Source organism: Salinivibrio sp. ML323, from assembly GCF_001995745.1.
GTDB lineage: Bacteria > Pseudomonadota > Gammaproteobacteria > Enterobacterales > Vibrionaceae > Salinivibrio > Salinivibrio kushneri.
The window spans coordinates 22,880-35,334 of sequence record NZ_MUES01000027.1 but is presented as its reverse complement, the minus strand read 5'-3'; the positions used below and the strand labels follow the sequence as shown (position 1 = coordinate 35,334).

Annotated in this window: 14 protein-coding genes, 1 rRNA gene and 1 pseudogene; 2 read left to right on the top strand and 14 right to left on the bottom strand. The window is 51.9% G+C overall.

What is annotated here, in order from left to right:
• Positions 1-80: ribosomal RNA gene (gene rrf, locus BZG13_RS15675) — 5S ribosomal RNA — on the top strand; the annotation flags it as partial.
• A gap of 250 nt (positions 81-330) precedes the next feature.
• Here the strand turns inward: rrf and BZG13_RS12720 are convergent.
• The 10 genes and pseudogenes from BZG13_RS12720 to BZG13_RS12680 all read right to left on the bottom strand — a co-directional run bounded on the left by BZG13_RS12720 (position 331) and on the right by BZG13_RS12680 (position 8,624).
• Positions 331-1,233 (bottom strand): LysR family transcriptional regulator, encoded by a 903-nt coding sequence (locus BZG13_RS12720; protein ID WP_077486881.1) that lies wholly within the window; start codon positions 1,231-1,233, stop codon positions 331-333.
• A gap of 59 nt (positions 1,234-1,292) precedes the next feature.
• A pseudogene (locus BZG13_RS15220) lies at positions 1,293-1,541 on the bottom strand (hypothetical protein); the annotation flags it as partial.
• Positions 1,542-1,765: 224 nt separating this feature from the next.
• Positions 1,766-2,791: a 16S rRNA (guanine(1207)-N(2))-methyltransferase RsmC gene (gene rsmC / locus BZG13_RS12715; protein WP_077486880.1), complete on the bottom strand. Its 1,026-nt coding sequence runs from the start codon at positions 2,789-2,791 to the stop codon at positions 1,766-1,768.
• Positions 2,792-2,894: 103 nt separating this feature from the next.
• Positions 2,895-3,980, bottom strand: a complete 1,086-nt coding sequence (locus BZG13_RS12710; protein WP_077458991.1) for an AI-2E family transporter — start codon at positions 3,978-3,980, stop codon at positions 2,895-2,897.
• Positions 3,981-4,103: 123 nt separating this feature from the next.
• Positions 4,104-5,255: a radical SAM family heme chaperone HemW gene (gene hemW / locus BZG13_RS12705; protein WP_077486879.1), complete on the bottom strand. Its 1,152-nt coding sequence runs from the start codon at positions 5,253-5,255 to the stop codon at positions 4,104-4,106.
• A gap of 3 nt (positions 5,256-5,258) precedes the next feature.
• On the bottom strand, positions 5,259-5,855 hold the full coding sequence (locus BZG13_RS12700; RefSeq protein ID WP_069362081.1) for an XTP/dITP diphosphatase: 597 nt from the start codon (positions 5,853-5,855) through the stop codon (positions 5,259-5,261).
• Positions 5,856-5,883: 28 nt separating this feature from the next.
• Positions 5,884-6,324, bottom strand: a complete 441-nt coding sequence (locus BZG13_RS12695; RefSeq protein WP_077486878.1) for a DUF4426 domain-containing protein — start codon at positions 6,322-6,324, stop codon at positions 5,884-5,886.
• A 154-nt stretch (positions 6,325-6,478) separates the two neighbouring features.
• Positions 6,479-7,033, bottom strand: coding sequence for a YggT family protein (locus BZG13_RS12690; protein WP_069362083.1), 555 nt, complete (start codon positions 7,031-7,033; stop codon positions 6,479-6,481).
• A 16-nt stretch (positions 7,034-7,049) separates the two neighbouring features.
• Positions 7,050-7,868 carry a pyrroline-5-carboxylate reductase gene (gene proC, locus BZG13_RS12685; RefSeq protein ID WP_077486877.1) on the bottom strand — a complete coding sequence of 273 codons (819 nt, stop codon included), beginning with the start codon at positions 7,866-7,868 and terminating at the stop codon, positions 7,050-7,052.
• Between the two features lie 54 nt (positions 7,869-7,922).
• Positions 7,923-8,624 carry a YggS family pyridoxal phosphate-dependent enzyme gene (locus tag BZG13_RS12680; RefSeq protein WP_077486876.1) on the bottom strand — a complete coding sequence of 234 codons (702 nt, stop codon included), beginning with the start codon at positions 8,622-8,624 and terminating at the stop codon, positions 7,923-7,925.
• A gap of 23 nt (positions 8,625-8,647) precedes the next feature.
• On the opposite strand from BZG13_RS12680, the gene BZG13_RS12675 reads away from it, so the two are divergent.
• Entirely contained in the window at positions 8,648-9,664 is a 1,017-nt protein-coding gene (locus BZG13_RS12675) for a type IV pilus twitching motility protein PilT (protein WP_077458997.1), read from the top strand.
• Here BZG13_RS12675 and ruvX read toward each other — a convergent pair.
• The 4 genes from ruvX to rsmE all read right to left on the bottom strand — a co-directional run bounded on the left by ruvX (position 9,661) and on the right by rsmE (position 12,435).
• Complete coding sequence (ruvX, locus tag BZG13_RS12670; RefSeq protein ID WP_069362087.1) at positions 9,661-10,089, bottom strand: Holliday junction resolvase RuvX; 429 nt, start codon at positions 10,087-10,089, stop codon at positions 9,661-9,663. The two genes, BZG13_RS12675 and ruvX, sit on opposite strands and share 4 nt — an antisense overlap.
• Positions 10,086-10,652 (bottom strand): YqgE/AlgH family protein, encoded by a 567-nt coding sequence (locus BZG13_RS12665; RefSeq protein ID WP_069362088.1) that lies wholly within the window; start codon positions 10,650-10,652, stop codon positions 10,086-10,088. The genes ruvX and BZG13_RS12665 overlap by 4 nt, the downstream gene beginning before the upstream one ends.
• Positions 10,653-10,740: 88 nt before the next feature.
• Positions 10,741-11,685, bottom strand: coding sequence for a glutathione synthase (gene gshB, locus BZG13_RS12660; RefSeq protein ID WP_077458999.1), 945 nt, complete (start codon positions 11,683-11,685; stop codon positions 10,741-10,743).
• 18 nt (positions 11,686-11,703) lie between these two features.
• Positions 11,704-12,435 carry a 16S rRNA (uracil(1498)-N(3))-methyltransferase gene (rsmE, locus tag BZG13_RS12655; protein ID WP_077486875.1) on the bottom strand — a complete coding sequence of 244 codons (732 nt, stop codon included), beginning with the start codon at positions 12,433-12,435 and terminating at the stop codon, positions 11,704-11,706.
• Between the last annotated feature and the right edge of the window lie 20 nt (positions 12,436-12,455).

Below are 12,455 nucleotides of genomic sequence, written 5' to 3'. Positions count from 1 at the left end.
ATGCCGAACTCAGTAGTGAAACGAAGCAGCGCCGATGGTAGTGTGGGGTCTCCCCATGTGAGAGTAGGACATCGCCAGGCTTGCTTTCTTGTTTTCAGATTTTTGGAAAAATCTGAAGGCAAAAACGCTTATCTTGCTGATTGCTCGATGCTTTTGATAACGATGATGCTCATGTATTGGCATACACTGCGCGTCTCGCTTCAAAACTCCCTACGCATAGCACGCAATTTAATCATCAAAGCAGATATGCGTAAGACTTTGATAAGAAAATACCAAGCCCTGACCTGACGGTCGGGGCTTTTTTTGTATCTGTCGCATGGTGATTGCTGGTTAAGTAGAAGAATGGGGTTGAGGTTGCCAGTGTAAGCAGAAATCCCAGAAGCGGGAGAGTAGACCTGACTGATATTTATCTTTGTGGCGCACGAGCCAATAGCGCCGAGACAATAGCAAAGGGAGTGCGAGGGCAACGACTCGACCATCGGCAATGGCGTGCTGAGCGGAGAGCTTAGACAGGTACGCGAGGCCTAACCCGGCACTCGCAGCATTTAAAATCGCTTCGGTGGTATTGAGCTCAAAAGAAAGATGCCAGCGCTCGAAGCGAGGTGCAAGGCGTGAGAGAAAGTGCTCACGCGTGCCTGAACCTGGTTCGCGGATCAGCCAGGTTTGATCGTCGAGAGCCCCCACACTTAACGACGTTTGACTCGCAAGTGGGTGATCTGGGTGACATACCACGACCATCTGATCGCTTAGCCACGGCATTTGCAGTAAATCGGGGTGCAGTATTTCACCCTCTACCAATCCAACATCCAGCTCGAAGTGTTGAAGGCGATCAATGATCTCTTGGCTGTTGGCAATCATCAGTGTTTGCTGTTGATGCGAGGTCGCATGGCGAAAATCGCTAATCAGTGTGGGTAAAAGCTGATTACCCACGGTATCGCTTCCCCCTAATCGTAGGCAGCCAATCAATTGGCTGTCGTCTTTCAATGCGGCGCTAATTTCATCGCTACGGATCAGCAACTCATCCGCTTTAGGGATAAGCGCCGCGCCTTGATCATTAAGGTGAAGCCGGTTGCCGCGTCGATCAAACAAGGGATAACCGAGCTGACTTTCTAATTCGGCGAGTGCCATACTGACCGCCGGTTTACTGAGAAACAGTTTTTTCGCCGCGGCGGTGATCGTGCCCTCTTGCACGATGGTTAAAAACACTCGCAGTTGAGGAAGAGAAAGCGCCATTAAGACCTAGCGATTAAGGGTTTGAATCACTATAAGGCAGCTTACCCGCAATGACAATGTCAACGACGGCCTTTGTCTTGGCTCACCCAGTTCTGGATATCGGATTGGGCCTGTTTTAATGACTGATAGTGAGGTGATTGCTCACTGGTATGCTTGAGGACAAAGTCGAGTGTGCGCACTACATTTCGCCAACGTGGTGTTTTGGGGACGGTTTCTACGTGCAGGTACTTATCCAAGGTTCTTGTTTGGAAGCTGCCTTTATCCTGATAAACACGCCATAAGCCACTTTTTTCTGCTAGGTCGACTTTATCGCCATCCCAAGCGGCGTTGAAGACGCGTCGAGTAACCCATATCCATTTGCACGCTGTGAATACCTCTCTCTGATCACGCGGGCTTGAATCGCAAACGGCTGCCAAAAGGCAGCCGCGAGAGAGAAGACGCTAACACGTCCGATGAGTCAAAACTGTGATCTGCTGTCAGGTATCAAGTCTTATATGTGTGTTAACCCACTGCTCGATGGTGTTGTCAGCCACTAGCGTGCTTTTTGCGCATGATAAACGGCGAATCGACGGGTTTTGGCGAGGGTATCACACTGACCGAGCCCTTTTTCAATAATCGGGGGGTAACGTAAGAAGCTGTTGGCGACGATCACCAATTGGCCGTGACGGCGCAGATAGCGAGGCGCGCTTTCCAGCAATGACTCAGTAGCCTGGTAAAACGTCTCGAGTCCTTCATGGAACGGTGGATTGCTAATAATGGCATCAAACTGCTGTCCACTGACGGCACCTAACATGTCTGAGGCAAAAACAGAGCCTTTGAGCCCATTGGCCGTGAGGGTCGCTTGGGTTGATGCAACGGCTAAATGATTCACATCAACACAGGTGACCGTACAGCTTGGGTGGGTAGCCAGTATTACCGAGCCGATGACGCCTGCGCCACAGCCGACATCAATCACATCACCGTGCATATTGGGCAGGTGCTTGAGTAATAAGGCCGTGCCATCATCAAGACTTTTGTGGCTAAACACACCGGGTAGAGCACGAACAGTGAGTGATTGATTCTCTACTTGGAGTGGGTAGTCGTGAAACCAATCCGCTAGGTTAAACGATGCCGCCGGTAACGTACATTGGCCATGATACAGGCTGCATCGGCGTGCCGAGTCTTGTTTGATCACTTGGCCATACGGGGCAAAACGTTTTTCGATGCTTTTAACGCCACTGCGGTTTTCACCCACCACGACCCAGTCGACATTGGCACCGAGACGATGTGTGAGCATCGCGAGAAGAAAATCGGCTTCCGCTTTTGACTTAGGCCAGTAGAAAAGCACCAAATCAACTGAGCTCTCACCCACATATTCAGCCCCTTCATGGACCTTCACATCGGTATTTGCCATTCGTGAGGCGTAGCCATGATGGGTCGTAAAGACAGACACTTGCGAGGCATGAGGCAGTAACTGCTGAGCAAAGTTATCTTCTAGCTCACCAGCTAATAGAACATGTTTGTTTTCAAACAGCGTGAGGTGACGTTGGGCAATCTCGCTAGGAGCCGTGAGGGCCATGGTATTTCTCTTCGGTTACTGTGACTGATAGGTCGCGTTTGGTCGAGGGGCGCGCTGACGGGGATTTTCCCACAAAGCGCGCACCAGGCCAATATCAGCGTGCTTATGCGTTGTCTTGTCGGTCAAGAAAGCGCTCAAACTCGATTTCATACATACGAAATAGCACTAAGGTGATGGAGAAAATAATCGGGCCATAAATCAGTCCCATCAAGCCAAACAGATGCAAGCCACCTAACAGTGAGAAGAAAATAAGCAGGGTGTTCATCCCCGAGTTGCCTTGCATGAGGAAGGGGCGGAGGAGATTATCGATGGAGCCGACCACCACCACACTCCATATCAGTAAGGCTACCGCCCATTGCCAATCGCCCGTGGCCACCAAATAAAGCACGGTTGGCAGCCAGATGAGCGCGGTGCCGACCACAGGAATAAAGGAGGCGAACGCCATCATGGTGCCCCAAAATAGCGCTGGCAGGCCCACGGCCCACATCGCCAAGCCGCCTGCGGCCCCTTGCGCCAAGGCGGTGAGAAAGGACCCAAGCACGGCAGACTTGGCCACCTTTTCCACCTCATCCAATAACTGATCTTCTTGGCTGCGTGATAAGGGGATCACGTGGCGGAGCGTATGGATAATGCTGTCGTGATCGCGGAGCAAGAAAAACAGAACGAACAACATCAGCATAAAGGTGATGAAAAAATCGGTCACATCCCCTAATACCTTGGAGCTGAATTCGAGCATTTGGCCACTGAAAGAAGACATCCAAGCGGCCAGCTTTTTCACCGTTTCTTGTGGGTCAATTAAATCAAATGGCAGCCATTGGTTGAGAAAATGCAGTGACGATTGTATTTGTGGGTTGTTGAGTAACTGTTTTGCGCCACCGTTATTAAGCCATTCGTAACTGCGTGTAAAAAAGCTCACGCCTTGCTCGATTATCGCTCCCGCTACCACGGTGAGGGGAATGATGATGATAAAGGTGATTAAGACACAAGATATCACCGACGCCGTGTTTGGGCGTTGCCCAATGCGATCTTCAATACGTTTATGAAGAGGGAAAAAGAGCAAAGAGACAATAAACGCGAGAACGATTGCACCAATATAGGGCTCGATAAGTAAATAGCACGCATAGGCTGCGATGATCAGCGCAGCGATTAAAGTCCAATGTTTCGGCTCGACACGAAATGACGAAGTCACAGGGTATCCCTCTTAGGCTGGTTGAGTGAGTCGGGCGGACTTTACTTGCCGTCAAACGGCCAATCGCCGCTGGGCAGGTAAAGGTRCCTAAACAATAGGCACCTTAACACACAGTTTGTTGCACTAGTCAGTTAAAAAAATGGCCAAAAGATCGTTGAGAAAGAGCTTACCTTTAGCGGTTACTTGCCAATGTGTCTCGGACTCCGCGAGCAGACCTTGCTCAAGGGCTTGCGTCAAAGGGTGGCTGAGATGATCGAGGGGCAACCCGGTACGGGCAACAAACTCGGCTTTCGGGCAAGGCTCGAGCAGACGAAACCGATTCATAAAGAACTCAAACGCGAGATCCGTCTCTTTCACCCACTGGCTATCAGTGAGATAGGCTTTTTGTGGATCGAGGTAGCCGCGCGGATGCTTCACTTTCACCGTTCGAAGCAGGCGAGGCTGATCGCCATTGGGTAAGGTGAGTTTGCCGTGGGCGCCACAACCTATGCCCAAATAGTCACCAAAACGCCAGTAATTGAGGTTATGGGCGCATTGATGACCGGGTAAGCTGTAGGCGGATGTCTCGTATTGTACGTAGCCAGCGTCGGTAAGCAGCTGATGCCCGCGATCAAAAATGTCCCACAAGGTATCTTCTTCTGGCAGAGTGGGTGGTTTGGAGTAAAACTGGGTGTTGGGCTCGATGGTCAACTGGTACCAAGACAGATGTGGCGGCTTAAGTGCAATCGCTTTTTCTAAGTCACTCAGAGCCTCTTGCTCTGACTGGTTGGGCAAACCATGCATCAAATCAAGGTTAAAGCTATTTAATCCCGCTTGATGGGCAAGGTGGGCGGCCCGCTCTGCTTCTCCAGGGCCATGAATGCGCCCCAAGCGTTCGAGCTTATCAGCAGAAAAGCTCTGCACCCCGATAGAAATCCGGTTAACGCCTGCTTGTCGGTAGCCGATAAACTTATCGGCCTCCACGGTGCCAGGGTTGGCTTCCATGGTCACTTCCAGGCTATCACTGACGGGAAGGCGTGCCTTAATGCCATCCAACAGACGTGCTATCTGTGGAGGTGACATCAAGCTTGGTGTGCCGCCTCCAATAAAGATTGAATGCAATGTGCGCGTGATGACTGAAGGGTAGGCGGCAAGATCAGTATCCAAATCCTCGAGCAGCGCATCAATATAATCCTCTTCCGGGATCTCACCTTTTTGGGTATGCGAGTTAAAGTCGCAATAGGGACATTTTTGTACACACCAAGGAATGTGTACATACAGACTCAATGGGATCATGGCTTATTGCGACGCTTTTAAGGCTTGGAACAGGGCGTTAAGTGCTTGTCCGCGGTGAGAACGTTGTTTTTTCTCGGAAGCGGGCATTTCTGCTGCGGTACACTGCTGATCGGCAGGTAAAAACACGGGATCGTAGCCAAAGCCGTTGTCCCCTTGCGGTGCTTGAGCGATTTGCCCTTCCCACACCCCGTGACAGACCAGTGGTGTTGGGTCATTCGCATGGCGCATATAAACCAACACGCAATGGAAGCGAGCCTGGCGTCCATCATTGTCTGTATCATGCAAAGCTTCTAACAGTTTAGCGACATTGTCCGTATCACTGGCTGTTTCACCGGCGTAGCGGGCAGAATACACGCCCGGCGCACCGTTTAACGCATCGACTTCTAAACCTGAATCATCGGCAATGGCGGGGAGGCCGGTCACTTTGGCCGCATGACGCGCCTTAATGATGGCATTTTCGATAAAGGTGGTGCCTGTTTCATCCGCCTCTTCAACGGCAAAGTCACTTTGTGGCAGGACGTCGAAACCAAATTCGTCGAGCAGTCCCGCCATTTCTTTTACTTTGCCTGCGTTCCCAGTGGCCAACACAACTTTCTTCATCACAGTTACCTATTGGGTTATAGCCCGACTACGGGGCATCGACGTAAAACGTATAATTATAGTCAAAGGACGCATTGCGGTTTCCTTCGGCGTTGAGATCGATGTGAAAGCGATACGTCTCTTCATCATCGGCGGCGAAGGTAGCGATATAATAGATCGCGTCACCTTCTCTGATCTCGGTAAAGTCTAGATCACGACTGTTTCCGACCAAGTTTTTTACTTGTCCGGTGACCTCGGCGGCAATCGCCGGTTTTCCCAGTTGCATGGTATCGAGAACGGCAATGTTGACCAAGCCTCGATAGCCACTCCGGGTAATGTCGTACTGCTGAGCGATTTCGGGCGTCAAGAAAGTGGTCGAGAGCGTGTTGTAATGCACTTCCAACTCACCGATTTCTTTAAACTGACCTGCCCATGCTGGGGAGATAGCCACGGTTAATATGACGCTGAGCGCTGCAATTATCTGACGCATAATCTTTCCTTGTGATAAAGCGAAGTGAGGGTCGCTATCAATACGTACGGGTGCCTGAGTACGATCCGCCGTACATCGTTGGCACCCGTGAAAGCCCGTAAGCGGTGCAAGCTATGGCGATAAGTCGAGGGTGACTTAGCGCGTGGCGATTCGCTTACAGGGCATACCAAATCGGGCCGATAAAATCGCCGATAAGCATATTGATAAATTGGAGCGCGATAAAGATCACCAGAATACTGAGATCGAGCCCACCGAGTGGAGGAATAATACGGCGTACTGGCGCGCACACGGGCTCGGTCAGTTGGTGAAAAACATACTCTACTGGGTTGTTGCCTTGGCTGACCCAACTCAAAATAGCGCGCAGGATCAGCACCCAGAACAGCAACTTACCCGCGGCTTTCAGTAAGGCGATGGCGGAGAAGAGGAACATGCCTGAACTCATCGCGAAGGGGTTACCGGCGACTAAATCCAGTACCACAAATTTGGCCACCATGAGTAAGTAAGCAAACAGCACCGTTGCCAGATCCAACCCCCCGAGTGCCGGGATCATACGACGCAACGGGCCAACCACAGGCTGGGTCGCTTTGACGATAAATTGAGAGAAGGGGTTGTAAAAGTCTGCGCGCGCCCATTGTAGCCAAACGCGTAGCAGCACCACCATGATGTAAAGATCAAACGCGGTGTTGATCAGAAAGGTCATTGCATTCATATCGTTGCCTTAGTGATTAAAATTCTTGTTCCATTTGCTCGGCGCGGCTGACTGCCGCCTGCATGGCCTGTGCCACTATATCGCCAATACCATGTTGGTCGAAAACGCGCAGTGCTTCAGCGGTTGTGCCGCCTTTTGAGGTGACCTGCTCACGCAATTGGCCAATGGTTGTGTCCGTATTGCTGACAACCATTTCTGCCGCGCCTTTTGCGGCTTGCTGAACCAGCTGCCTGGCTTGCTCGTCGCTAAAGCCTTGGCGGATAGCTTCTTGCTGCATCGCCTCCATAAAGCGAAAGAAGTATGCCGGTGCGCTGCCTGCAGCGGCAATCACACCATTCATTTTTGCTTCCTCGTCGACACAGCAGACTTCGCCGACGGCTTCCATCAATGCAGTGGCATAGCGTTTATCTGCGTCAGTGACTTGGCTCGACGCAAATAACCCGCTCATTCCTTGTCCGACAAGAGACGGTGTATTCGGCATCACACGTACTAGGTTAAGTGTGGTACCTGCCATCTCGCACAGACGGTGAGTACTGATGCCGGCTGCAATTGAGATCACCAATTTTGATGACCAATCGACGGCCGATAAATCGCTTAAAACCTGCGCCATTAATTGTGGCTTGACCGCCAAGACAATGACGTCTGCTGCTTGGCAGGCATGCAAGTTATCACGGGTGGTTTGGATGCCATAATCCGTGCTCAGCACGTCGTCAGGGTGAGCGCTGGGTGATGAGGCCGTTATCGCTTTAGTGGGATAGCCTGCATTCACCAGGCCAGCTATGATAGATCGCGCCATATTACCGGCGCCAATAAAGGTAAGGGAGCGATGTTCCATGAAAAGCGTTCCTGTTGTTCTCGTCATTATTTGGGGTTTATCACGACCGCTTTGTTAGCGATAGTCTCGCGCGCCAAAAATTGCGGTGCCGACACGCACCATGGTGCTACCACACGCAATCGCCGCTTCCATGTCACCACTCATGCCCATCGATAAGGTATCGATATCGGGCGTCTGCTCACGGAGGGCATGAAACGCATTGGATAAAGGCTCAAACGCGGCGCATTGTCGCTGATAGTCCGTCTCAGGCTGTGGAATAGACATCAATCCTCTGACATTCAGGCCGGGTAGGGCTCGGATATCTTCAATGAGGGCGATGGCGTTATCCACGGATAAGCCCGACTTTGATGCCTCGCCACTGGTATTGACTTGTACCAGGACATTGAGCGGCGGTAAATGGGTCGGACGCTGCTCGCTCAGGCGTTTAGCAATCTTCAACCGATCGACAGAATGCACCCAGTCAAAGTGCTCTGCAATTAACCGTGTTTTGTTGGACTGAATGGGACCAATAAAGTGCCATTCGATCGGTGCCGCGGGGGGATGCTCGGCAAAATACTCGACCTTTTCCACCCCTTCTTGCACGTAATTTTCCCCAAACGCCCGTTGCCCCGCGGCGATGGCATCTGCGATCGCCTCGATAGGCTTGGTTTTGCTGACTGCAATTAATTGCACTGAGTCGGCGAGTCGGCCGCATTTTTGGCTTGCGTGGTCTATCTGTTCCCTGACCTGTTGAATATTGTTCTTAATATGACACATACCGGATTCTGCAAGGAAAATGAATGGATATTAATGAGCTACTTGCGTTTAGTGTAAAGCATCGCGCGTCAGATCTACATCTTTCTGCGGGGGTGTCGCCTATGGTGCGGGTAGATGGCGATATGCGCAAGCTTAGTCTGCCACCGCTGAGCCACCAAGCCGTGCGGGAACTGGTACTGGCAGTGATGGGCCCTGAGCAGCAGCATGTTTTTGACAACACATGGGAAGTCGACTTTTCCTTTGAACTAAACTCGGTGGCGCGTTTTCGCGTTAATGCGTTCCACCAGCTACATGGCTGTGCGGCGGTCTTTCGTGTGGTGCCCACCGCCGTACCAAGGCTAGAGGATTTATCCGCGCCGCCACTTTTCAGTGAGCTGGCTTTGCTACATCAAGGTTTGGTGTTGGTGACTGGGCCGACAGGCTCGGGGAAGTCGACCACACTGGCGGCGATGATTGCGCAGATTAACCATCACCAACAAAAGCATATTCTGACTATCGAAGATCCGATTGAATTTATCCATCCGTCCGAGCAAAGCTTGGTGAACCAGCGCGAGGTCAAGCGTGATACGCAGTCTTTTCAGCAAGCCTTGCGCTCAGCGCTGCGTGAAGACCCAGATGTGATATTAGTGGGCGAGCTACGTGATTTAGAAACCATCCGTTTAGCGTTAACCGCGGCAGAGACCGGGCACTTGGTGTTCGCGACCTTGCACACCGCTAGCGCGGCGAAAAGTGTCGATCGTATCATTGATGTATTTCCCGGCAGCGATAAGCCCTTGGTGCGCTCGATGCTGTCGTCCTCACTGCGGGCGGTGATTTCTCAACAACTGGTCAAAAGCACCCAAGGTCAGCGTGTTGCTGCTTATGAAATTATGACGGTGACATCAGCGGTTTGTAACTTGATCCGAGAGGATAGAGTGGCGCAAATCGCCTCCATGATGCAAACCGGTACCGCGCATGGTATGCAGACGATGGCGCAAGCGATGGCACAGCTCGAGAAGCAAGGGGTGATTGCACCGCAGGCGGCGATCTCGCCCAGTTAATCTGTGTATTGACGCTCGAACCAGCTTTCGATAATCACCACCGCAGATTGGGCGTCGACGGCGCCTTTGCCTAGGGCTTTATAACCGCCACGGGCAAAAAGATCCGCACGCGCTTCACGGGTAGACAGGCGTTCATCGTGCAGCTCGACGGGGTAGCCGAAACGCCCGTGCAGGCGGTTGGCAAATTTCTTTGCTCTCGGTGTGATGGTCTCTAACGGTTGACCGTTTAAGTCGAGCGGCAAGCCCACCACCAGATAATCGGGTTGCCAGTCTTTGAGTATGGCTTCGATATCATCCCAGTTTGGGATCCCGTCTCTCGCTTTTAAGGCGCATAGCGGGCGAGCCGTGCCGGTTAGTGATTGGCCAATGGCGACGCCAATGCTCTTGACGCCGTAATCAAATCCGATAATGGTTTGTGCGTTCATGCATGTCCTACTTGTGAAGAAAGGTTTGCCGCATCAATGCCGAGCTGATCGAGCGCTTTCTGCCAACGTTGGTGAACGGGGGTATCAAAAATGACCTTGGGGTCGGCTTCGAGTGTCAGCCAGCTATTGTCGGCCAATTCCTGCTCAAGCTGGCCCGGCTCCCAGCCGGCATAGCCCAGCGCGACCAGAAATTGCTCTGGCTGTTGCTCGGTGCCGAGAATCGAGAGAATGTCTTTGGAGGTGGTGACCGATAGCTGATCAGACAGCGGAATACTGGTGCCGTACTCACAGGTTGCAGGGTGCAGCACAAAGCCTCTGTCCTCAGAGACCGGGCCACCAAAAAGGACGGGTTGAGATAGGCTCTCTGTGGTAGTCGACAAGGGCAGTTGTCGCTCGACCTCAATTTGATCCAGCATTTTTCCCACTGATAAGTTGATCGGGTGGTTAATCATCAGCCCCATTGCCCCGTCATGGCTGTGCTCACACACATAAATAACACCATGATGAAAACGGCTATCAGCCATACTGGGCATCGCGATTAAAAAATGATTTTTCAGATCCATATCGCCGTCTCCTGTGGGGGCGCGTACTTCGAGTATGCGCGAAAATGGATGTTTTAGATAATGAAGGCGCAGAGAGCGCCTTCTTTTCTTAGGCGCAGCGTCTAGCAATCGCCTCCATTAACATGTCACCAATAGAAATGTCATACGCGGCATCAATCTCGCGAATACAGGTTGGACTGGTGACATTGATTTCCGTTAATTTGTCGCCTATCACGTCGAGGCCAACAAAGATTAACCCCTTTTCTTTGAGGGTAGGAGCTATGGCGCGCGCGATGGCCCAGTCAGTCTCTGACAGAGGACGTGCTTCGCCGCGACCGCCTGCCGCTAAGTTGCCACGGGTTTCACCCTCAGCGGGGATCCGCGCCAAGCAATAAGGCACGGGCTCTCCATCAACAACCAAAATTCGCTTATCGCCGTTGCTGATATCGGGCACAAAGGTTTGCGCCATGCAAAAACGTTGACCATGTTCGGTAAGGGTTTCGATGATCACTCCCAAGTTGGGGTCGCCTTGTTTCACTCGGAAAATCGAGGCGCCGCCCATGCCATCAAGCGGCTTTAAAATCACGTCACCATGTTGTGCTTGGAACGCCCGGATTTCATCAGCGCGGCGAGTGACCAAGGTGGTGGGCGTGTGCTCTGGGAACCAAGCCGTGTACAGCTTTTCATTGCAGTCGCGTAGGCTCTGTGGCTTATTCACAATCAACACACCGGCCTGCTCAGCGCGTTCGAGCATGTAAGTCGCGTAAATGTACTCGGTATCGAACGGTGGATCTTTGCGCATCAAAATGGCATCAAATTCCCGTAGCGCGAGGGTTTGCGTTTGCTTGATTTGATACCACTGTTCTGGGTTATCCATCACGGTGACGCTGTGAGTGCGGGCATAAGGGTCACCTTGCTGCATCGACATGTCATCCATCTGAATGTAATGCAGGTCCCAGCCGCGTTTTTGTGCTGCCAGCATCATGGCAAACGTGGAGTCTTTTTTCACACTGATGGCCTCAATGGGATCCATCACTATACCTATTTTCATCATTTTTCTCCTGCTTGCCAGTTAACCCAGGTCGCCAAAACGGACCTGCAAGGCCGTGATGGCAGTCAGTGCCGCGGTTTCTGTTCGCAACACGCGTGGGCCCAATAGGATTTCTTCAAAGTTGTGTTCGCGTGTCATCGCAATCTCGTCATCAGATAACCCGCCCTCCGGGCCAATCAGTAAACGCAGTTTTTGAGGCGCGTCGGGAAGCGTGTTGATAGAGTAGGATGCACGCGGATGCAGGTTTAGCTTCAAGCCTTCAAACGTCTGCTGACACCATGTATAGAGATTGATCACCGGATTAATGGTGGGGACGACATTACGGCCGCTTTGTTCGCAGGCGCCAATGGCAATTTTTTGCCATTGTTGGCGCTTTTTCTCGAGTCGCTCAGCATTGAGCTTGACGCCGCAGCGAGCTGACAAAAGCGGGGTGATGGTATTCACGCCTAACTCGACCGACTTTTGAATGGTAAATTCCATCTTTTCGCCGCGCGAAATCACTTGGCCTAGTTCAAAGTCAAGTGGTGACTCGACACTGTATGATTCGCGAGCGGTAATGGTGGCAGACACCTGTTTTTTACTCACTTGTGTCAGTGTGGCAGGAAATTGCGCGCCGCTACCATCAAAGAGCAAAATGGGCTGCTCTGCCTGCATACGCAGGACGCGACCGAGATGGTTCGCCGCTTCATCGCTTAAGATCACCGTGCCTTGTTCGGGTAACGGTGCTGGGTGATAAATTCGAGGAATTCGCATTGTGCTCGTGTTCCATGTTC